Source organism: Streptomyces fagopyri (genome assembly GCF_009498275.1).
GTDB lineage: Bacteria > Actinomycetota > Actinomycetes > Streptomycetales > Streptomycetaceae > Streptomyces > Streptomyces fagopyri.
In genome coordinates this window covers 5,380,237-5,400,243 of sequence record NZ_CP045643.1, presented here as the reverse complement: position 1 = coordinate 5,400,243, position 20,007 = coordinate 5,380,237, and the positions used below count along the sequence as shown (strand labels likewise).

Below are 20,007 nucleotides of genomic sequence, written 5' to 3'. Positions count from 1 at the left end.
GGGGCCGGTGACCCCACAGGTCACCGCGGCGGTGCTTGTTCGCCGCGCTCACCCACGCCGGCTGGAACGCCATCGCGCACCGCGTCACCGACAAGCCGGCCGGCTTCGCCCTGATCGCGGACGGCGGCCTGCTGATCGGTCTGGCGTCCGTCCCGTTCGTGGCCCCGCGTCACCCCCCGATCGCCGCCCGCACCGCCCGGACCAGTGCCTGCGCCCGCGGGTCGGCCGTCACGCTCTTGCGGAAGCCGTTCGTCACGTACCCGAAGGCGATCCCCGACTCCGGGTCGGCGAACCCGAGGGACCCACCGCGTCCGGGGTGTCCGAAGGAGCCGTCGCCCAGCAGCGGGGACGCGCTGCCGTGCAGCATGTATCCGAGGCCGAAGCGGGTGTGCACGACCAGGACCCGGTCGGGCCCCGCGGACTGTTCGGCGCGGGCCAGACCGGTGCTCTCCGGCGTGAACAGCCGTACGCCGTCCACCTCCCCGATCAGCGACGCGTAGAAGCGGGCCAGGCCGTCCGCCGTCGCGACACCGTTGGAGGCGGGCAGGACGGCGGCCCGGTAGGCCGGATCGTTCTCGTCCGGCTGCGGGGTGATCGCGCCGAAGGCGCGGCGGGTGAGCGACGAGGGGTCCGCGTACGCCTCGGAGACCGCCCGCTTCGGACGCAGCCGCGGGCCGCCGCCCCCCGCCGGGGCCTCGATCTGGGCGACTCGGCCCACCCGGCCCGCCTCCGCCGCCGGCAGCCCGACCCACAGGTCGAGTCCCAGCGGCCCGGCGATCTCCTCGGCGATCCAGGTGCCGATCGAACGCCCGGTGACCCGGCGCACCAGCTCGGCCGTCAGCCAGCCGTACGTCTGCGCGTGGTACCCGTGGTCGCTCCCCGGCTCCCAGGCCGGCGTCTGCGCTGCCACGGCGGCGGCGGTCACGTCCGGGTCCGCCGCCTCGGCCGGGGTGAGCGGACGGTCGAGGACGGGCACCCCGGCCCGGTGCGCGAGCACGTGCCGGACCAGGGCGCGCTCCTTGCCGCGCGCCTTGAACTCGGGCCAGTAGTGACCCACCGGGGCGTCGAGGTCCAGTTCCCCCCGCTGGGCGAGCAGCAGCAGGACGGCGGCGGCCACGCCCTTCGTCGCCGAGCGCACGATCTGCGCGGTGCCGTGCTCCCAGGGCGCCGCGTCAGCGTCAGCCCTGTCGGCCGCGTCAGCCGTGCCAACCGTGCCAACCGCGGAGCCGGTGTCCCCTGCGCCCCCGGTACCCCCGGTGCCCCCGGTGCCGTCCGCGCCGGCCGCCCCGGTCGCGTTCTTCGTGCCGCCCCACAGGTCGACGACCTTGCGCCCCTCCCGGTACACGGTGACCGCCGCGCCCTGGTCCCCGAGCGTCTCGAAGTTGCGCAGGAACGCCTCTCCGACCGGCTCGAAGCCCTCGGCCACTGTGCCGTTCACGTTCACGTCCGCACTCCGTCCACTCGCCTGCGACAGTGGCTCCAACACTCGTGCGAAGGTCCGGATTCCTAGCCCAGCAGGATCGTGACCTCGATGTTGTCCCGGGTCGCGTTCGAGTACGGGCACACCTCGTGGGCCGCGGCCACCAGCTTCGTCGCGACTTCCCGCTCCACGACGGGCAGCGAGACGCTCAGGGCGACCGCGAGACCGTATCCGCGCTGCTTGTTGGGCCCGATGCCGACCTTCGCCGCGACCGTCGACCCGGACAGGTCGTAGCCCGCCCGGCGGCCCACCAGGACCAGCGCGTTGTGGAAGCAGGCGCTGTAGCCGGCGGCGAAGAGCTGCTCGGGGTTGGTCCCGTTGCCGTCGCCGCCGAGCGCGGGCGGCATCGCTACCTTCAGCTCGATCTGGCCGTCCTGGCTGGTGACGTAGCCGTCACGGCCGCCGTGCGCGGTCGCCTCGGCGACGTACATGATCTTCGTCGGACGGCTGTCGACAGCGGTGCCATCGGTCATGGCGGACCTCCCCCAGGGCGGGAAACACAGGAGTGCGCAAGTGCATCGCGCACAAGATACCGACCGGTACGTAACCCTGGACCGGCAGGGGGCGGAGACCGCCGGTAACCCCTCGCGCCGGAACGAGGCAGGTCAGCGGCCCCGTCCGGCGACGTACTGGCGCGTCACGCGCCGGTCGTCAGGGAGCGCAGGGCGTCACGGGGTGCCGATGGCCACGGAACGCGGGTCGAACCCGAAGGGCAGTTCCAGCCGGTGGGTGCGCATCAGGGCGTCATCGGAGAGGAGTTCACCGGTCGTGCCGTCGGCCGCGATGACACCGTCGCTCAGGATCAGTGCCCGGGGACACAGTTCGAGCGCGTAGGGCAGGTCGTGCGTGACCATGAGGACGGTGACGTCCAAGGACCGCAGGATGTCGGCGAGTTCGCGGCGCGAGGCCGGGTCCAGGTTGGACGAGGGTTCGTCCAGGACCAGGATCTCCGGCTCCATGGCCAGGACGGTGGCCACCGCCACCCGCCGCCGCTGGCCGAACGAGAGGTGGTGCGGGGGCCGGTCGGCGAAGGCGTCCATGCCGACCTGTTCCAGGGCCGTACGGACGCGTTCCTCCAGCGCGGCGCCCTTCATCCCGGCCGCGGCCGGTCCGAAGGCGACGTCCTCGCGCACGGTCGGCATGAAGAGCTGGTCGTCCGGATCCTGGAACACGATGCCGACCTTGCGCCGGACCTCGGCCATGTGCCGCTTGTCCACCGGCAGTCCGGCCACCGTGACGGTCCCGGCGCCGCCGGTCAGGATGCCGTTGAGGTGCAATACGAGGGTGGTCTTGCCGGCGCCGTTCGGACCCAGCAGCGCGACGCGTTCGCCGCGGCCGACGGTGAAGTCGACGCCGAAGAGGGCCTGGTGCCCGTCCGGGTAGGCGAAGGCCAGTCCGGCCACTTCCAGTGAGGGTGCGGAGATCACAGGGTCCATCCCAACAGGCAGACGAGCAGGGCGGCGAGGGGGAGGGCGAGAGCGTACGACCACTGCGCCCGGGACGCGGTCACCTCGTCGATGACCGGCATCGAACCGGCGTATCCGCGGCTCACCATGGCGAGATGCACGCGCTCGCCGCGTTCGTAGGAGCGGATGAACAGGGCGCCCGCCGACTTGGCGAGGACGCCCCAGTGCCGTACTCCGCTCGCCTCGAAGCCGCGCGACTCCCGGGCGATCCGCATCCGCCGCATCTCGTCCGTGATGACGTCGCCGTACCGGATCATGAAGGACGCGATCTGCACGAGGAGGGGAGGCAGCCTCAACCGCTGGAGTCCGAGGAGCAGTTCGCGCAGTTCGGTGGTCGAGGCGAGCAGCACGGAGGCCGCCACGCCCAGCGTGCCCTTGGCCAGCACGTTCCACGCGCCCCACAGGCCGTTGACGCTGAGGGACAGGCCGAGGACGTCCACCCGCTCGCCCTCGGCGACGAACGGCATCAGCACCGCGAAGGCCACGAACGGGACCTCGATCAGCAGCCGTTTGAGCAGGAACCCGGCCGGTACCCGGGCCCGCCACGCGACCGTCGCGAGCAGCACGGCGTAGAGCGCGAAGGCCCACATCGCCTCGCGCGGGGTCGAGACGACCACGACCACGAAGGCGAAGACCGCGGCGAGTTTGGTGTGCGGGGGCAGCGAGTGCACCGGTGAGTGCCCGTGCCGGTAGAGGCGGTGTGCGTGGCCCGCGCCCACCTCAGACGCCTTCGGGGAGGGAGGCGGGTGACGTGTCGGCCGTACGGCGCCTGCGCAGCGCCCAGAAGACGCCGGTGCCCGCGACGATCGTGACGCCCACGCCGATCACGCCCGCGAGGCCGCCGGAGATACGGGCGTCGGAGATGTCCTTGACGCCGTACCCGGCGAGCGGGGAGTCCTCGGTGTGGTGCTTCTTGGCGCGCTGGTCGATGCCCTGGTCCTTGGCGACCTTCTCCAGGCCGTCGGGGCTGGCGGAGGCGTAGAAGCTGACGAAGCCCGCGAGGACGAGGGAGGTGGCGAGGCCGGTGATCCACACCTTGCGGCGGGAGACCGGCGCGGCGGCGGGCGCGACGGGGGCGGCCGCGTCGACCAGTTCGCCGCCCACCCGCAGCTTGAGCCGCTGCTGGAGGCCGCGCGCTCCGTACACGAGGTCCGGCCGTACGGCGATGACCGCGCCGACCGTGAGGGCGGTGATCGCGGCTTCGCCGATGCCGATGAGGACATGGACGCCGATCATCGCGGTGGCGACCTTGCCGATCGCGACGTCGGTGGTGCCGCCGAGCGCGTAGATGAGGGTGAAGGCGACGGCGGCGGCCGGGACGGACAGCAGCGCGGACACGAAGGCGGCCACGGTGATCGAGCGCCGTCTCCTCGGGAGCACCCTCAGCAGGCCGCGGAAGACGGCGTAGGAGACGACGGTGGTGACGATCGCCATGTCGGTGATGTTCACGCCGAGCGCGGTGAGGCCCCCGTCGGCGAAGAGGATGCCCTGCATCAGCAGGACCACGGAGACGCACAGGACCCCGGTGAAGGGGCCGACGAGTATCGCCGCCAGCGCGCCGCCGAGCAGATGACCGCTGGTCCCGGCCGCGACCGGGAAGTTCAGCATCTGTACGGCGAAGATGAAGGCGGCGACCAGGCCGGCGAGCGGCGCGGTCCTCTCGTCGAGTTCGCGGCGGGCGCCTCGCAGGCTCACCGCGACGGCGCCGGCGGCGACCAGTCCGGTGGCGGCGGAGACCGGGGCGTTGATGAATCCGTCAGGCACATGCACCGTTCGATGATAGTGCCTTGTTGCGAATGGCTTGCAAGAGCGATGCGCCTATGAATAGCGATACACCTATGAACAGTCGGGGGTGCGGCGAGCCGCGCACACGAGGAACCGCCGGGCGCCCCGCCGCACGTCCCGTCACGTGTCGTGCCCCACAGGGCCGTGTCGCGAGGGCCCCACCGGGGTACCCGGAGTCCAAGAGCGGAATCGACGGAATGTGCGACATTGGAAAGGTGACGGTTTCATAGATTCCGCACAGGTCACGCAGCGTAAGGAGTCGGTTCATGTCTGCCGTCGAACAGTACGCACGCGCCCATATCGTCACGGACACGGCCGACTCCCCCGAGGACGAAGGCAGAGCTGTTCCGGTGGCCTTCCACTACGACGCCGAGGCCGACTCCCGTCAGGTGCGCATCACCCTGCCCGGCCCGCACGAGTGGGTCTTCCCCCGTGAGCTGCTGGAGCAGGGCCTGCGGGTCCCCGTCAGCAACGGCGACGTACGCGTCTGGCCCTGCGGCCGGGTGCAGGCGGTCATGGAGTTCCACTCGGCCAAAGGGGTGGCGGTCGTGCAGGTCGACTCGAAAGCCCTGACGCGCTTCCTGCGCCGTACCTACATGGCCGCCACCCCGGTGACTCACTGACGTCGGACGGTCAGACCCGCACCAGCTCGCGGTCGTCGTCGTTCTTGCGACCGTCACCCAGCTTGCGCAGCCCCTCGCCCTCGACGTCCACGTTCGGCAGTGCCCGGTCCAGCCACCTCGGCAGCCACCAGGCCTTCTTGCCGAGCAGCGCCAGGACCGCCGGGACGAGCGCCATGCGGACGACGAACGCGTCGAAGAAGACGGCGATCGCGAGACCGAAGCCGATCATCTTGATCATCGACTCGCTGGAACCGATGAAGCCGGAGAACACCGCGATCATGATGACGGCCGCGGCCGTCACCACCCGTGCGCCGTGCTTGAAGCCGGTCACGATGGCCTGGCCGGGCTTCCCCCCGTGCACGTACGCCTCGCGCATCCGGGTCACGAGGAAGACCTCGTAGTCCATCGCGAGGCCGAAGACGACACCCACCATGAAGATCGGCATCATCGACATGATCGGGCCGGTCTGCTCGACACCGATGAGGTTCGCGAGCCAGCCCCACTGGAAGACCGCGACCACCGCGCCGAGCGCGGCCATCACGCTCAGCAGGAAGCCGAGTGCCGCCTTCAGCGGGACCAGGATCGAGCGGAAGACCACGATCAGGAGCAGGAAGGCGAGGCCGACCACCAGCGCCAGATACGGGATCAGCGCGTCGTTGAGCTTCTGCGAGAAGTCGATGTTCATCGCCGTGCTGCCGGTGACCAGCACCTCGGCGTCGGTGCCCGCCTTGATGCCGCCGCCCGCGTCGCGGATGGCGTGCACCAGGTTCTCGGTCTTCACCGAGGACGGATTCGAGTTGGCGATCACGGTGATCATCGCGGTGTCCCCGGGCTTGTTGTACGTCGCCGGAGTCACCGAGACGACACCCTTGAGGTCCTTGACCGTGTCGTGGACCCGGGCGACCGCGCCCTTCGGGTCGTCGCTCGCCTTGGCGTCCACGACCAGCATCAGGGGACCGTTGAAGCCGGGACCGAAACCGTCGGACAGCAGGTCGTAGGCCCTGCGCTGGGTGGTCGAGGCCGGCTGCGAACCGTCGTCGGGCAGGCCCAGTTCCAGCGAGGCCGCGGGCACGGCGGCGGCGCCGAGACCGACCACACCGAGCAGCAGCACGGCGAGCGGGCGACGGACGACGAAGCTCGCCCAGCGGGTGCCCATGTTGGGCCGGCCCGCGTTCTTCGCGGCCCGGCCGCCGCCCAGCAGCCTGCTCTTCCGGCCGGCCGGCTGGACCTTGCGGCCCGCGTAACCCAGCAGGGCCGGGATCAGCGTGAGCGCGATCAGGACCGCGATGGCGACCGTACCGGCCGCCGCGACACCCATCTTCGTCAGCATCGGGATGTTCACGACCGACAGGCCGACGAGCGCGATCACGACCGTCAGGCCGGCGAAGACCACCGCGGAGCCCGCCGTGCCGACGGCCCGTCCGGCCGCCTCCTCGCGCTCGCGGCCCTCGGCGAGTTCGGCGCGGTAGCGCGAGACGATGAACAGCGCGTAGTCGATGCCGACCGCGAGGCCGATCATCATCGCGAGCGTGGAGGTGGTGGTGCCCAGGTCGAGCGCGTTGGCGAGGGCGGTGATGGTCGAGACGCCGATGCCGACGCCGATCAGCGCGGTCAGCAGCGGCAGCCCGGCGGCGATCAGCGAACCGAAGGTGATGACGAGGACGACCGCGGCGATCGCGATACCGATGACCTCGGTGGAACCGGTCTCCGGCGTGGCCTGGAGCGCGTCACCGCCCACCTCGACGGTCAGCCCGGCGTCCCGCGCCTGCTGCGCGGCCGCCTCCAGGGCGTCCTTCGATGAGTCCTTCAGCTCCATTCCGGAGACCTTGTACTTCACCGACGCGTAGGCGATCGAACCGTTCTTGCTGACGGCCTCGGCCTTGAACGGGTCGGTGACGGAGGTGACCTCCGAGCCGTCCCCGAGCGCCTTGACGGTCTTCTCGACGGTCGCCTTGTTGGCCTTGTCCGCCATCTTCTCGCCGCTGGGCGCCTTGAAGACGACGCGCGCGGTCGCTCCGTCGGCGCTCATGCCGGGGAAGCGCTGTTCCAGCAGGTCGAAGGCCTTCTGCGCCTCGGTGCCGGGTATGGAGAACGAGCTGGCGCCGGCGGCGGGCGCGTTGGCGGCGCCGACTCCCGCGAGCGTCAGCAGCGCCACCCAGATCAGGGCGACGAAATGCCGTCGCCGGAAGGCGAATCGGCCGAGTTTGTAGAGGAATGTGGCCACGAGGGCGTACTCCCGGTCAGGTCGTGGGACGGCAGGGGCTGGTGAGGTCACCCGGTGGGGGCAGGGGAGATCAGCCCGACGACGTGAGCGGTCGCGTCAGGTACGGATACAGGGGGCGTCCCGGAGGTGTCCGGGATCAGGCGCCGAGTGCGGGGAGGATCACGGCATCCACGTACGAGGTGAGGAAGGCACGGGTCGGTGGCCGTTGGTCGATGACACCGCGCACCGCGAAGGCACCGATCAGCATGTGCAACACGTACTCCTGCGCGGGGTTGTCCGGACGGATCTCGCCCCGGGCGACGGCACGCTCCAGTACGCGGCGCAGCTCAACGGTCTCCGGTTCGATGATCAGTTCCCGGAAGGCCTTCAGAAGGTCGGGGTTCCCGTGCAGCGCCATGGCCAGACCCCGCATCAGCGCGGAATTCTGCTCCATACGGCAGTCGTCCTCACGCATCACCAACGCGTGGAAGTCGCCTGCCAGGGATCCCGTGTCGACGTCGCCGGCACTCGGCTTCTCGTGCCGCAGCGCCTTCACGACCAGCTCGGCCTTGCCGCCCCACTGGCGATAGAGGGTGGCCTTGCTGGACTTGGTGCGAGCGGCGACGGCGTCCATGGTCAGGGCGTCGTAGCCGACCTCCCTGAGCAGGTCGAGCACGGCCCGGTACAGCTCGGCCTCGCGCTCGGGCGTGATCCGACTGCGACGCACCGTTGCGGCTTCAGTCATCCCACTCACCATCTCCCGCTCAGAACGACCCGGTTCTGTACGTCATCGTCGTACGGCGTCTTCTTCGTCTTCGTACGTTTTTCAAGATACCCCGACCATCAGCGAAACGAAACCGTTTCGTACGTGTGCTGGGTCACGCACGCCGTCGGGCGCACCCTCACGCGCACCCCGCGCCGAACGCGTCCCCCGCACAAGTTGCCGGGGCCCTCCGAGGGGAAAAGCATGGGGAGGTGAGCGACGAGTACGAGAAGGCGACCGCGGACAAGGACACCACCGACCACACCGCCGGATACCTGCGCCTCCCGCACCTGAGCGGCGACCGGCTGTGCTTCGTGACCGAGGACGATCTGTGGGTGGCACCGCTGGACGGGCCGGGACGGGCCTGGCGGCTCACCGTGGACCGCACCAAGGCCGGACACCCCCGCTTCTCCCCCGACGGGAGAGACATCGCGTACACGAGCTGGCGCAGCCTGGTGCCGGAGATCCATCTGGCACCGGTCGACGGCGGCCCGGGCCGCCGCCTCACCTACTGGGGCAGCGCGGACACCCGGGTCTGCGGCTGGTCCCCCGACGGCGACATCCTCGCCGTCGCCTCGCACGGGCAGCCCTTCTCCTACTTCACCTGGGCCCACAGCGTCCCGACCGACGGCGACCCCGGCGGCAACCTGCCCTGGGGACCGGTCTCGGACATCGCGGTCGCCGACATCGACGGCGAACGCAGGACCCTGCTGCTCACCGGCACCCCGCCGCACGATCCCGCCTCCTGGAAGCGTTACCGGGGCGGCGCCATGGGCCGGCTGTGGCTGCACGGACGGCGTCTGCTCGCCGACATCGACGGCCACCTCGACTCCCCCATGTTCGTCGGCGGCCGGATCGCGTTCCTCTCCGACCACGAGGGCATCGGCAACCTGTACTCGTGCGCGTACGACGGTTCCGACCTGCGCCGGCACACCGACCACGACGCGTTCTACGCGCGCAACGCCTCCAGCGACGGCAGCCGGGTCGTGTACCAGTGCGCCGGGGACCTGTGGATCGTCGACGACCTGTCCCCCGACTCGCTGCCGCGCCGGCTCGACGTCCGCCTCGGCGGGCAGCGCGCGGGACGGCGCCCCTACCAGGTGCCCGCGGCCCAGCACGTGGACGCCATCTCCGTGGACGAGACCGGGCGGGCCGGCGCCGTCGTCGTCCGCGGCAGCCTGTACTGGCTCACCCACCGCGACGGGCCCGCCCGCACCATCGCCGACACCCCGGGGGTACGGGTCCGGCTCCCCGAGATGCTCGGCTCGGGCGGCCAGGTCGCCTATGTGACGGACGCGGACGGAGAGGACGCCGTCGAGATCGCCTATCTGCCGCGGGCCTCCGGCGCCCGCGAGCCACGCCGTCTGGCCTCCGGCGAGCTGGGCTGCGTCCTGGAGCTGGTCTCGGACCCCCAGGGCGAACGGCTCGCCATCGCCTCGAACGACGGACGGCTGCTGCTCCTCGACGCGACGGAGGACGCGGGAGAAACGGACGGGGCAGCGGAGGGGACGACGGAGGGGGCCGGAGAAACAAAGGAGACAGAAGAGGTAGGGGGGACAGGAGAAGCAGGAGCGACGCAGGAGACGGACGCGGCGGAGGCCGCGGAAGAGGCCACCGGGACGACGGCGGGCACTGCGGGCACTGCGGCGGAGGAGGGCAAGGGCGCCGAGGAGGCCGAGGAGGCGGGGGAATCCCGCGGGACCGGCCGGGCGGAACACGGGGGCGGCGAGGTCACGGAGCTGATCCGCTCCCTCAACGGACCGGTCCGGGATCTCGCGTTCTCCCCGGACGGAGCCTGGCTGACCTGGTCGCACCCGGGGGTGGGACGGTCCCTGCGCCAGATCAAGATGGCGCGGATAAAGGACCGGCTCGTCGTCGACGTCACCAACGGGCGCTTCGAGGACGAGAACCCGGTCTTCACCAGGGACGGCCGCTATCTGGCCTTCCTCTCCTGGCGCGGCTTCGACCCCGTCTACGACGTCCACACCGGCGACCTCTCCTTCCCGCTGGGCTGCCGCCCGTATCTCGTCCCCCTGTCCTCCGCCACCCCCTCGCCCTTCGCCCTGAACCCCGACGGACGGCCGGTCGCCGGAGGCCTGGACCCGGTCGAGGACGAGGGCGCCGACGGCGCCGTCAGCGTCGAACTGGAGGGCCTGGAGAGCCGGGTCACCCCCTTCCCCGTCACCGCCTCCAAGTACTCGGCGCTCCACCCGGTCGCGGGCGGCGGCCTGGTCTGGCTGCGCTGGCCGATCTCCGGCGCGCTCGGCGAGACCTTCGCCAACCCCGACGACACCTCGGGGCGTCCGACCCTGGAGTACTTCAACATCTGCAAGGCGAAGAAGTCCGAACTCGTCGGCCACCTGGACTGGTTCGCGGTCAGCGGCGACGGCTCCCGGCTGGTCGTGGTCGACGAGGGCGATCTGCGCGCCGTCCCCTCGACCGAGCCCGGAGACAGCGACTCGACGGTCTGGATCGACCTGCGCCGCATCCTCCACGAGGTGGACCCGCCCGCCGAGTGGCGCCAGGCGTACGACGAGGCGGGCCGCATCATCCGCGCCTACTTCTGGGAACCCCACATGTGCGGCATCGACTGGGACGCCGTGCTCGCCCAGTACCGCCCGCTGGTCGAACGGGTCGCGTCGCCGGACGAGTTCGCCGACCTGCTGCGTGAGGTCCTCGGCGAACTGGGCACCTCCCACGCCTACGTCGCCGCCGCCCGCCGCAACGAGGGACCCGGTCACTACCAGCGCTGGCAGGGCCTGCTGGGCGCCAACTTCGTCCGCCGGGACGGCTGCTGGACACTGAAGCGGATCCTGCCGGGCGACTCGTCCGACTCCAAGGCCCGCTCACCACTGGCCGGCACCGGCATCCGCGAGGGCTCGGTGCTCACCCACATCGACGGCCGCCCGGTGGACCCGGTGACGGGCCCGTACCCGCTGCTCGCGGGCGCGGGCGGTACGACGGTGGAGCTGACGTTCGTCCCGTCGTCGGGCGAGGGACCCTCGCGCCGGGTGGCGGTGGTGCCGCTGATCGACGAACGGCCGCTGCGCTACCAGGACTGGGTGGCCAAACGCCGTGAGGTGGTCAGGGAGTTGAGCGGCGGCCGCTGCGGCTACCTCCACATCCCGGACATGGGCGGCTCGGGCTGGGCGCAGTTCAACCGTGATCTGCGTCTGGAGGTCTCGCGCCCGGCGCTCCTCGTCGACGTACGCGGCAACGCGGGCGGCCACATCAGCGAACTCGTCGTCGAGAAGCTGACGCGCAGGATCCTGGGCTGGGACCTGACGCGCAACGCCCAGCCGGTGTCGTACGCCTCGAACGCCCCGCGCGGCCCGGTGGTCGCCCTCGCCGACGAGGCGACCTCCTCCGACGGCGACATGATCACGGCCGTCTTCAAGCTGCTCGGGCTCGGTCCGGTGGTCGGCCAGCGCACCTGGGGCGGGGTCGTCGGCATGACCGGCCGGCACCAGCTCGGCGACGGCACGGTGATCACGGTCCCGATGAACGCGGCCTGGTTCGACGCGTACGGCTGGTCCGTCGAGAACCGGGGTGTCGCCCCGGACCTGGAGGTCCTGCGCACCCCGCTGGACTGGGCCGAGGGCCGTCACGCCGAGATGGACACCGCGATCCAACTCGCCCTGGACCTGCTGAGCACCCACCCGGCGGCCTCGCCGCCCGACCTCTCGGACGTACCGGACCGCACCCGCCCGAAGCTGCCGCCGCGCACCCGCTGACCGGCCACCGTCCACCGTCCACCGGCCACCGGCCACCGGCCACCGGCCATCGACCGACGCCTTCGCCCCTTCACCGGCGTCCGGCCACCGGCCGACACCAGCCCACGGACCGGCTTCATGCCCGCCGGCCGACACCCGCCCGCAGACCGGCTTCTGGTCGCCGAACGACGCGCAGCCGAATGGGGCGCCCCGAAGTCGGGGCGCCCCACTCAGACTTCAAGCTTCAAGCAGACCTCTGACGTCAGGCGTCGTAGTCCTGGTCGAAGCGGTCCTGCGCCTCACGGCGCACGCGCTCGTTCTCCGGCATGGAGCGGTCACGCTCCTGGGCCGAACCCTGCGTGGAACGCTGGGCCGAACCCTGGGCGGAACCCTGGGCCGAACCCTGCGCCGAACGCTGGCCCGCCGCCTGCGGCGAACGCTGGGCCGAGCCCTCCTGCGGGGCCCGGTGGCCCGTCCCCTGGGGAGAGTGCTGGCCGGACTGCTGCGGAGAACGCCGTCCCGGCTCGCTGATCTCCTGGTCCATCTTCTTCTTGCCCTGCTGCTTCATGTGCTCCGCCTTGTTCTGCATCTGGTCCTTCTTGCCCATGCTGTTTCACTCCCATGTTGTGGGTGAGGGGATCGGGCTCGACCAGACTTACACGGGGACACTACGCACGCATTTCGATCAGTAACCCACAGTGATGCGGGGCGAATAACCCGAGGTCAGGTGCCCTGTTCTCGTCCGTCGTCGGCTGCCCCGCCGGCTCCTACGAGTCCTTTGCCGACGCTCCCCAGCCGTGGCTCGAACCGCCGCATCTCCCGTTGTCCGACCGCCCCGATGACCCCGGGCAGGTAACCGCGGAGGCCCTGCACGCCGCGCAGCCACCACTGCGCGTACACATGGCTCGACCGCCGCTCGATCCCGGCGACGACCCGGTCGACGGCCGGTCCGAGCGGATAGGTCTTGTTGGACGGCCAGGGCAGCCGCTGCCGCAGTTCGCGCATCACGTCGTCCTGGTCGGCCCCGCGCACCATGTCGGTGTCGGTCCAGGACAGATACCCGACGCCGACGCGCACCCCCTTGTGGCCGACCTCCGCGCGCAGGCTGTGCGCGTACGCCTCGACACCCGACTTGGAGGCGCAGTACGCGGTCATCATGGGCGCCGGCGTCATCGCCGCGAGCGACGCGATCTGCAGCAAGTACCCCCGGCTTTCCATGAGTACGGGCAGGAACGCACGGGCGGTGACGGCCGAGCCGATGAGGTTGACCTCGATGACCCGGCGCCAGGCGACCGGATCGGAGTCCACGAACGGACCGCCGTTCGCGACACCGGCGTTGGCGACGACGATGTCCACCTTCCCGAACCGTTCCTTCACCTCGCCCGCGACCCGGGTCATCGCCTCGTGGTCGGTGACATCGGCGTACCAGTGGTCGCTCTCGCCGAGCAGCCGCTCCGAGACCTGCTTGAGCACGTCCGGTTCCAGGCCGACGAGCGCGACCTTGGCGCCCCGCGCGGACAGCTTGCGGGCGAGAAGCTCACCGACCCCCCGCGCGGCCCCCGTGACGACCGCGACCTGTCCCTCCAGGCTCACCCTGCTCATGCGCCCTCCTTGATCTGTGCGTAGTCGGCGACGAGTTCACGTATCCGTCCGGTCACCACGTCCGGAGCCTCCACGGGTGTCATGTGCCCGAGTCCGGTCAGCTCGGTGAGGCCGACACAGTTCGGCAGCGTCGCGACCAGGGCGCGCGCGTGCGCCAGGGGCGTCAGCCGGTCCGCCGTCCCCGCCACCACCGCCGTCGGCACCGTCAGCTCCCGCACCCCGTGGTCGAGGTCGAGCAGATCGAGCACCTGCGACCAGGCGTGCCGCACCGCGCGCGGACAGGCGTGCACGATCCGCGCACACGCCTCGACCATGCCCGGCGACGAACCGGGGCCCATGGTCGCGTACTTGAGGATCGCGCGGGCGACCGGCGTGATAGGCCCGAGCGGCGCCCGCGACCCGAGGACCCGTTTGGTGATCCCGGTACGCAGCCGCCCCGCGGGAAGCGGCAGCACGCGCGCCTCGGCCACCAGCCGTGAACTGCCCGTGCTGCACAGCAGGGCCGCCACCGCGTGCTCCCGGAACCGCGGTCGCGTCGCGGCGGCCATCAGTGTCATCCCGCCCATGGAGTGCCCCACCAGCACCGCCTTCTCGCCCGGCCGGAGGGTCGCGGCGAGCACGGCCTCCAGGTCGTCGGCGAGCGCGTCCGTGCCGCACGCGTCGCTCGCGGGGCTGCGCCCGTGCCCGCGCTGGTCGTACGCGATCACCCGGTGGTCGGCGGCGAGGTCCCGTATCTGCGCCGCCCAGAACGCGGTCGAGCAGGTCCACCCGTGTGCGAGAACCACGGTGGGCACCGTGGCGTCCGCGGGTCCGTGCACCTCGACGTGCAGCCGGGCGCCGTCGGCGGAGACCGCGGTCAGCTCGCGGGCGGGGGCGGGCGGCGCGTAGGGGCCGCTCGTCACATGCGTCGGTCGGCTCACGCCCCGGCCTCCGCCTTCGTCTGGTTCCCCGGCCGCTCGCCCTGCCGCCGCCCCTGTTCCCCCGGCCGCTCCTGCCCGGCGTCGTCGTCGCGCCCGGCGCCACCCGCCGGGCGCGGTCCCGGGGCCCGCAGCACCTCGTACTCCCCCAGGTCCAACCGGCGCGTGGCCGTGCGGAACTCGGTCGTCGTGCCCGGCCAGACCGTCGTGTTGCGGCCCTGCGCGTCGAGGTACCAGCTGGTGCAGCCGCCGGTGTTCCACACCGTGCGCTTCATGCGCTCCTGGACCTTGCGGTTCCAGTCCGCCACCGCGGCGGGCCGCGCGTCGAGGGCCACCCGTCCGCCGAGCACGCCCAACTGCCGTACGAAGTCGGCCATGTAGTTCAGCTGGGACTCGATCATCAGGATCATGCTGGAGTTCCCGAGACCGGTGTTGGGCCCGATGATCGTCATCCAGTTGGGGAAGCCGGCCGCGGAAGCTCCGCGCAGGGCGCTCATCCCGCCCTGCCACGCCTCGGCGAGGGTCCTGCCCTCCGCGCCCACCACCCGGTCGGCGATCGGCATGTCCGTGACGTGGAAGCCCGTACCGAAGACGATCGCGTCGACCTCGGCCGTGCTGCCGTCGGCCGCGACGAGCGTGGACCCCTCGATCCGGTCGAGCCCGGAGGCCACCACGTCCACGTTGGGGCGGGTGAGCGCGGGGTAGTAGGCGTTGGAGAGCAGGATCCGCTTGCAGCCGATCCGGTAGTCCGGCGTCAGCTTCGCGCGCAGCTCCGGGTCCTTGACGGCCCGCGCCATGTTGCGCCTGGCCAGCCGCTCGATCAGGCCCAGTTCGTCGGGCCGCTTGGTGAACGCCTGGACCTGAAGCTCACGGATGCCCCAGAGAACTCCGCGACGGGCCTGGGCGGTGAACGGGAGTACGCGGTGCAGTCCGCGTTCGAGTCCGCTGATGGCACGGTCGACGCGGGGCATCACCCAGGGCGGGGTGCGCTGGAAGAGGGTGAGGCGCGCGACCTCGGGCTGGACGGCGGGCACGATCTGGATGGCCGAGGCGCCGGTCCCGACCATCGCCACGCGCTTGCCGCGCAGGTCGTAGTCGTGGTCCCAGCGGGCCGAGTGGAAGACCTTGCCGGGGAAGGAGTCGATCCCCGGGATGTCCGGGATCCTGGGATCGGAGAGCGGTCCGGTGGCGGACACGACGAGGTCGGCGCTGAGGGACCCGCTGCTGGTCTCGATGTCCCACCGCAGCTTCTCGCCGTCCCACGTCATCCGCTTCACCTCGGAGTCGAGGCGCAGGTGGGGGCGGAGCCCGAAGACGTCGGTGACGTGCTCCAGATAGGCGCGGATGTGTTCCTGCCCGGAGAAGGTGCGGGGCCAGTCGGGGTTCGGCGCGAACGAGAACGAGTACAGATGGGACGGTACGTCGCAGGCGCACCCGGGGTAGCTGTTGTCCCGCCAGGTGCCGCCCACGCCGCCGGCCCGTTCCAGGACGACGAAGTCGGTGATGCCTTCACGGCGCAGTCGCACCGCCGCCCCCAGCCCACCGAACCCGGACCCGATCACCGCCACGCGTACATGTTCGTGCTCGGTCATCCCGACGCCTCCCTAGCCCGCACGACCCCGCCAGTGAACACTGGCGCAATGGGGAGCGTAGAGCAGCTCCGTACTGATGGGTAGGGGTCGCGACCGGGAAAGTTACCGGGGGTACGACGTAGGGTGCGCACGTGGCGGAGAAGCGTGAGTACCGGATGGAGGAGCTGGCCGAGGAAGCCGGCATCACGGTGCGCACCCTGCGCTTCTACCGGGAGCGCAAGCTGATACCGCCGCCCCGCCGCGAGGGCCGCATCGCCTGGTACGACGACACCCACCTGGCCCGTCTGCGCACGATCTCGGCGCTGCTGGAGCGCGGCCACACGCTCAACGGCATCGCGGAACTGGCCGAGGCCTTCGACCACGGCCGCGACGTGGGCGAGCTCCTCGGCCTGGGTGAGCCCACCGAGGAGACCCCGGTCCGCCTCTCCCCCGAGGAACTGGCCGACGTCTTCGCGGGCCAGGCCACTCCGGAGAACCTCGCCGCCGCCCTCGACCTCGGCTACCTCGGCACCGACGGCGGCGAGATCGTCCACATCAGCCGCCGTCTGCTCGACGTCTCGGCGGCCCTGGTCCGCGAGGGCATCCCGCTCGCCGACGTCCTGACCACGGCCCGCCGCGTCCGCGACCACGCCGAGGCGCTCGCCGACCTCTTCGCCGGCATCGTCCTGAGCGAGAACCGCACGACGGAGGACCTGACCCGGCTGCGCCCCCTGGCGAAGAGCGTGGTGGAGGCGGAACTGTCGATGGCCCTGGACCGGCGGCTACGGGACCAGCGGGACCAGCGGCCCTAGTCCACCGTCACGAGCCGCACCCCCGACCACCGGTCGTGGACCACTACTACAGGCCGCAGACCATGGGCGGCGACCGAAGAACCACGGTCATCGGTCGAAGACCGCGTTCAGCCGCCGACCACGGTCACCGGTCGTAGACCACGGTCACCGGCGCATGGTCCGACCAGCGCTCCGCGTGAGTGGCCGCCCGCTCCACGAAGCCCTTCACCGCCCTGTCGGCGAGTCCCCGGGTCGCGATCTGATAATCGATGCGCCATCCGCTGTCGTTGTCGAAGGCCCGCCCCCGGTACGACCACCACGAGTACGGACCCTCGGTGTCCGGGTGCAGAGCCCGTACGACGTCGACGTATCCGCCGTCGGACGCGTCCAGGACCCGGCCCAGCCACTCGCGCTCCTCGGGCAGGAAACCGGAGTTCTTCTTGTTCGCCCGCCAGTTCTTGAGGTCGGCCTCCCGGTGGGCGATGTTCCAGTCGCCGCACACCACGACCTCGCGCCCGTCGGCGGCCGCACGCTCGCGCAGGCCCTTCAGGTGGGTGAGGAACTCGCCCATGAACCGCGTCTTCTCGTCCTGCCGCTCGGTGCCGACCTCCCCCGAGGGCAGGTAGAGGCTGGCCACGGTGACGCCCGGGAGGTCCACCTCGACGTACCGGCCGGAGGTGTCGAACTCCTCGGAGCCGAATCCGACCTGGACCCGGTCGGGTTCGCGGCGGGTGTACAGGGACACGCCCGCGCGGCCCTTGGCGGCGGCCGGGGCGTGCACGACGTGCCACCCTTCGGGCGCCCGCACCTCCTCGGGCAGCTGTCCGGGCTCCGCCCGCACCTCCTGGAGGCACAGGACATCCGCGGAGGTCTCCGCGAGCCACTCCACGAAACCCTTCTTCGCGGCGGCCCGGAGCCCGTTCACATTCACAGAGGTGACAGTCAGCACCCGGGCACGATACTTAATCCGTTCCGCTCCCCGCATGCATACATGTACGATCTTTAGTATGCATATCCACCCGGTCCCTTTCGACCACCCCGACGCCGTCAAGCTCAACGACCAGGTGCAGGCCGAATACGCCGAGCGCTACGGAGACGAGGGCGATGTCACACCGCTGGACGCGTCGATGTTCAAGCCGCCGCTCGGCCTGTACCTCCTCGCGTACGACGAGCGGGACCGCCCGGTCGCGACGGGCGGCTGGCGCGGTCAGGACGAGAACGACGAGGGGTACACGGACGGCGACGCCGAGCTCAAGCGCATGTACGTCGTCCCGCAGGCCCGCGGTCTCGGCCTCGCCCGCCGCATCCTGGCCGCCCTGGAGGACGACGCCCGCGCGGCCGGCCGCACCCGGATGGTCCTGGAGACCGGCGCCAAGCAGCCCGAGGCGGTCGCCCTCTACACCTCCAGCGGCTACGCGCCCTGCGTCAAGTTCGGCTACTACCGGTTCCACGACCTGAGCATGTGCTTCGCCAAACCGCTGTCCACGTCCTGAGCCGGGGCGCCGGGGTCGCGCCGAAGCATCCGCGACATCCCGCGGCATCCCGAACACGCGGAAACCCCGCCGGACGAATCCGGCGGGGTTTCTGAATTGCGGTGGACCTGTGGGGATTTGAACCCCAGACCCCCTCGATGCGAACGAGGTGCGCTACCAGACTGCGCCACAGGCCCTTGCAACGAGTGAAACTCTAGCATCCTCATCCGGGTGCTTGGAAATCCGTTCCTGGCTGGTCAGCCGGGGCTCCCGAACAGACGGTCACCGCGGGCCGCGCGCCCGGGGCCGCGCGGCCCGCGCCCGGGGTCACTCGTTGGCGGCGCGCGGCCGCTCGCCGTCCTCGTACTGGTCGAACAGCGGGGTGCGTCCGCGCTCGCGGGCCCGCCGGGCGGACGCGGCGCGCCGCGCGTCGCTGCGACCGTCGCCGTCGGCCTCGGCCCCTTCGGCGGCCTCGGCTGGTCCGCCCTCCTCTGCGGGCTCACCCTCCGGCTCGGCCGGCTCGACCGCGCTGGAGCGCGCGGAGCTCCACGTGTCCGGCGCCCCCAGGTCGACGCTGGAGGTGGCCCGCGGTGCGACGGGCGCGGTCACGTACGTCGGCAGCGGTACCGGCACCGGGTCCCAGCTGTCACCGCGGCCGGGGCCACGCCGGCGCTCGCGCTGCTGGTCGACCCACTCGGCGTGGTCGGTCTGCTCGACGAGGGCGCGGCGGTCGGCCGCGAGCGCGGACAGACCGGGGTCGGTCTCCGGCTCGGGGCCCTCGTCCTGGTCGTCGACGCCCGCGTCGAGGACGGCGCGCCGGCGGGGCTGCCGCTCGCGCAGCCGCTGCGCGGCGACCTCGGCCCGGCGGCGGTCCATGACATAGGTGAAGCGTCGCCGCTCCTGGGCCCGCAGATAGACGATGTACGAGCTCAGCATCACGGCGGGCACGCCGGGAGCCCACAGGAACGCGAGTCCCCCGACGGCCGCCACGATCGCGCCGCAGGTGAAGGCGAGGAAGATCATGACGGTCGTGCGCCGCCGGCGCGCGAGCACCTTCGAGCGCCGGGCGCGTGCTGCGGCCTCCGCCGCGGAGACCCTCCGCTCGGCGGCGACCCGCGAGGCCGCGGCCGCGCCGGAGGCCGACGGCGACGATGCCGCGGGCAGGGGTTCGGGGTGCGCCGGCTGCTGCGGCACCGGTCTGGCGGTCGCGGCGGAGCCCTGCGGGGCGCTCTGCCGGGCGGCCGGCTGCGGTGCCTGCTGGGGCTCCGGCTCGGCGGACTGCGGGAGTTGGGCCTTGGTGTGTTCCCGGGCCGGAGGCATGGCGAAGGCCCGGACGTCCACCGAATCGGTGGCGCCGCCCGGGGCTGCGCTGGGCTCCCCCTCTTCGGTGGAGCGCGTCCGCAGGTCCTTGGCGTACCGGCGCTCCATCCCCGCCCGTCCGGACAGCAGCCGGATGGCGGTGCTGAAGCGTTCCGTCGGACGGGCTTCGTTCAGCTCGTCCTGCCTACGGAGCCACATCGGCACCAAGTAGGCGGCCCAGGCCCCGACGATGACTGCGTAGATGAGGCCGCTGCTGCTCACGCCTCACACGGTAGAGGGGTTTGCGTGAGGCCATCTGCCA

General features: G+C 71.6%; 17 protein-coding genes, 1 tRNA gene and 1 pseudogene. 5 read left to right on the top strand and 14 right to left on the bottom strand.

Going from position 1 to position 20,007, the window contains the following annotated elements; translation table 11 throughout:
• Positions 1–7: 7 nt before the first annotated feature.
• Positions 8–164: pseudogene (locus GFH48_RS39295) on the top strand (EamA family transporter); the annotation flags it as partial.
• Positions 165–169: 5 nt separating this feature from the next.
• Here GFH48_RS39295 and GFH48_RS23285 read toward each other — a convergent pair.
• From GFH48_RS23285 to GFH48_RS23265, 5 genes are all read right to left on the bottom strand, one after another.
• Positions 170–1,444 carry a serine hydrolase domain-containing protein gene (locus GFH48_RS23285; RefSeq protein WP_153290105.1) on the bottom strand — a complete coding sequence of 425 codons (1,275 nt, stop codon included), beginning with the start codon at positions 1,442–1,444 and terminating at the stop codon, positions 170–172.
• 62 nt (positions 1,445–1,506) lie between these two features.
• On the bottom strand, positions 1,507–1,953 hold the full coding sequence (locus tag GFH48_RS23280; RefSeq protein ID WP_153290104.1) for an organic hydroperoxide resistance protein: 447 nt from the start codon (positions 1,951–1,953) through the stop codon (positions 1,507–1,509).
• 195 nt (positions 1,954–2,148) lie between these two features.
• Positions 2,149–2,916, bottom strand: coding sequence for an energy-coupling factor ABC transporter ATP-binding protein (locus GFH48_RS23275; RefSeq protein ID WP_194280651.1), 768 nt, complete (start codon positions 2,914–2,916; stop codon positions 2,149–2,151).
• Positions 2,904–3,665, bottom strand: coding sequence for a cobalt ECF transporter T component CbiQ (gene cbiQ, locus GFH48_RS23270; RefSeq protein WP_153290102.1), 762 nt, complete (start codon positions 3,663–3,665; stop codon positions 2,904–2,906). The genes GFH48_RS23275 and cbiQ overlap by 13 nt, the downstream gene beginning before the upstream one ends.
• A gap of 1 nt (position 3,666) precedes the next feature.
• Complete coding sequence (locus tag GFH48_RS23265) at positions 3,667–4,716, bottom strand: energy-coupling factor ABC transporter permease (protein ID WP_153290101.1); 1,050 nt, start codon at positions 4,714–4,716, stop codon at positions 3,667–3,669.
• A gap of 281 nt (positions 4,717–4,997) precedes the next feature.
• Here GFH48_RS23265 and GFH48_RS23260 point away from each other — a divergent pair, with 281 nt between their 5' ends.
• Positions 4,998–5,354 (top strand): SsgA family sporulation/cell division regulator, encoded by a 357-nt coding sequence (locus GFH48_RS23260; RefSeq protein WP_153290100.1) that lies wholly within the window; start codon positions 4,998–5,000, stop codon positions 5,352–5,354.
• Between the two features lie 10 nt (positions 5,355–5,364).
• Here GFH48_RS23260 and GFH48_RS23255 read toward each other — a convergent pair whose 3' ends face one another.
• The gene (locus tag GFH48_RS23255) at positions 5,365–7,578 is read right to left on the bottom strand and encodes an MMPL family transporter (RefSeq protein WP_153290099.1); all 2,214 of its coding nucleotides are present in this window, start codon (positions 7,576–7,578) and stop codon (positions 5,365–5,367) included.
• Between the two features lie 136 nt (positions 7,579–7,714).
• Positions 7,715–8,302, bottom strand: coding sequence for a TetR/AcrR family transcriptional regulator (locus tag GFH48_RS23250; protein ID WP_153290098.1), 588 nt, complete (start codon positions 8,300–8,302; stop codon positions 7,715–7,717).
• Positions 8,303–8,532: 230 nt separating this feature from the next.
• Here GFH48_RS23250 and GFH48_RS23245 point away from each other — a divergent pair, with 230 nt between their 5' ends.
• Complete coding sequence (locus GFH48_RS23245; RefSeq protein ID WP_153290097.1) at positions 8,533–12,054, top strand: S41 family peptidase; 3,522 nt, start codon at positions 8,533–8,535, stop codon at positions 12,052–12,054.
• Between the two features lie 241 nt (positions 12,055–12,295).
• On the opposite strand, the gene GFH48_RS38640 is transcribed toward GFH48_RS23245, so the two are convergent.
• From GFH48_RS38640 to GFH48_RS23225, 4 genes are all read right to left on the bottom strand, one after another.
• The gene (locus tag GFH48_RS38640) at positions 12,296–12,640 is read right to left on the bottom strand and encodes a hypothetical protein (protein ID WP_194280650.1); all 345 of its coding nucleotides are present in this window, start codon (positions 12,638–12,640) and stop codon (positions 12,296–12,298) included.
• A gap of 116 nt (positions 12,641–12,756) precedes the next feature.
• Positions 12,757–13,635, bottom strand: a complete 879-nt coding sequence (locus tag GFH48_RS23235; RefSeq protein ID WP_153290096.1) for an SDR family oxidoreductase — start codon at positions 13,633–13,635, stop codon at positions 12,757–12,759.
• Positions 13,632–14,555, bottom strand: a complete 924-nt coding sequence (locus GFH48_RS23230; protein ID WP_153290095.1) for an alpha/beta fold hydrolase — start codon at positions 14,553–14,555, stop codon at positions 13,632–13,634. Before GFH48_RS23230 ends, GFH48_RS23235 begins: the two co-directional genes overlap by 4 nt.
• The gene (locus tag GFH48_RS23225; protein ID WP_153290094.1) at positions 14,552–16,144 is read right to left on the bottom strand and encodes a flavin-containing monooxygenase; all 1,593 of its coding nucleotides are present in this window, start codon (positions 16,142–16,144) and stop codon (positions 14,552–14,554) included. The genes GFH48_RS23230 and GFH48_RS23225 overlap by 4 nt, the downstream gene beginning before the upstream one ends.
• A 155-nt stretch (positions 16,145–16,299) precedes the next feature.
• Here GFH48_RS23225 and GFH48_RS23220 point away from each other — a divergent pair, with 155 nt between their 5' ends.
• Positions 16,300–16,935, top strand: a complete 636-nt coding sequence (locus GFH48_RS23220; protein ID WP_153293068.1) for a MerR family transcriptional regulator — start codon at positions 16,300–16,302, stop codon at positions 16,933–16,935.
• 124 nt (positions 16,936–17,059) lie between these two features.
• Here the strand turns inward: GFH48_RS23220 and GFH48_RS23215 are convergent, their stop codons facing one another.
• On the bottom strand, positions 17,060–17,863 hold the full coding sequence (locus GFH48_RS23215; RefSeq protein WP_153290093.1) for an exodeoxyribonuclease III: 804 nt from the start codon (positions 17,861–17,863) through the stop codon (positions 17,060–17,062).
• 58 nt (positions 17,864–17,921) lie between these two features.
• On the opposite strand from GFH48_RS23215, the gene GFH48_RS23210 reads away from it, so the two are divergent.
• On the top strand, positions 17,922–18,407 hold the full coding sequence (locus tag GFH48_RS23210) for a GNAT family N-acetyltransferase (protein ID WP_153290092.1): 486 nt from the start codon (positions 17,922–17,924) through the stop codon (positions 18,405–18,407).
• Positions 18,408–18,509: 102 nt separating this feature from the next.
• Here GFH48_RS23210 and GFH48_RS23205 read toward each other — a convergent pair.
• Both GFH48_RS23205 and sepX read right to left on the bottom strand, forming a co-directional pair.
• Positions 18,510–18,583: transfer RNA gene (locus GFH48_RS23205), tRNA-Ala, on the bottom strand.
• 130 nt (positions 18,584–18,713) lie between these two features.
• Positions 18,714–19,967 carry a divisome protein SepX/GlpR gene (sepX, locus tag GFH48_RS23200; protein WP_153290091.1) on the bottom strand — a complete coding sequence of 418 codons (1,254 nt, stop codon included), beginning with the start codon at positions 19,965–19,967 and terminating at the stop codon, positions 18,714–18,716.
• Positions 19,968–20,007: the final 40 nt, after the last annotated feature.

Coding starts and splice junctions, on each gene's coding strand:
- GFH48_RS38640 (WP_194280650.1), bottom strand. CDS start 12,640: ATGGGCAAGAAGGACCAGATGCAGAACAAGGCGGAGCACATGAAGCAG.
- GFH48_RS23235 (WP_153290096.1), bottom strand. CDS start 13,635: ATGAGCAGGGTGAGCCTGGAGGGACAGGTCGCGGTCGTCACGGGGGCC.
- GFH48_RS23225 (WP_153290094.1), bottom strand. CDS start 16,144: ATGACCGAGCACGAACATGTACGCGTGGCGGTGATCGGGTCCGGGTTC.
- GFH48_RS23280 (WP_153290104.1), bottom strand. CDS start 1,953: ATGACCGATGGCACCGCTGTCGACAGCCGTCCGACGAAGATCATGTAC.
- GFH48_RS23220 (WP_153293068.1), top strand. CDS start 16,300: ATGGAGGAGCTGGCCGAGGAAGCCGGCATCACGGTGCGCACCCTGCGC.
- GFH48_RS23260 (WP_153290100.1), top strand. CDS start 4,998: ATGTCTGCCGTCGAACAGTACGCACGCGCCCATATCGTCACGGACACG.
- GFH48_RS23210 (WP_153290092.1), top strand. CDS start 17,922: ATGCATATCCACCCGGTCCCTTTCGACCACCCCGACGCCGTCAAGCTC.
- GFH48_RS23250 (WP_153290098.1), bottom strand. CDS start 8,302: ATGACTGAAGCCGCAACGGTGCGTCGCAGTCGGATCACGCCCGAGCGC.
- GFH48_RS23275 (WP_194280651.1), bottom strand. CDS start 2,916: ATGGACCCTGTGATCTCCGCACCCTCACTGGAAGTGGCCGGACTGGCC.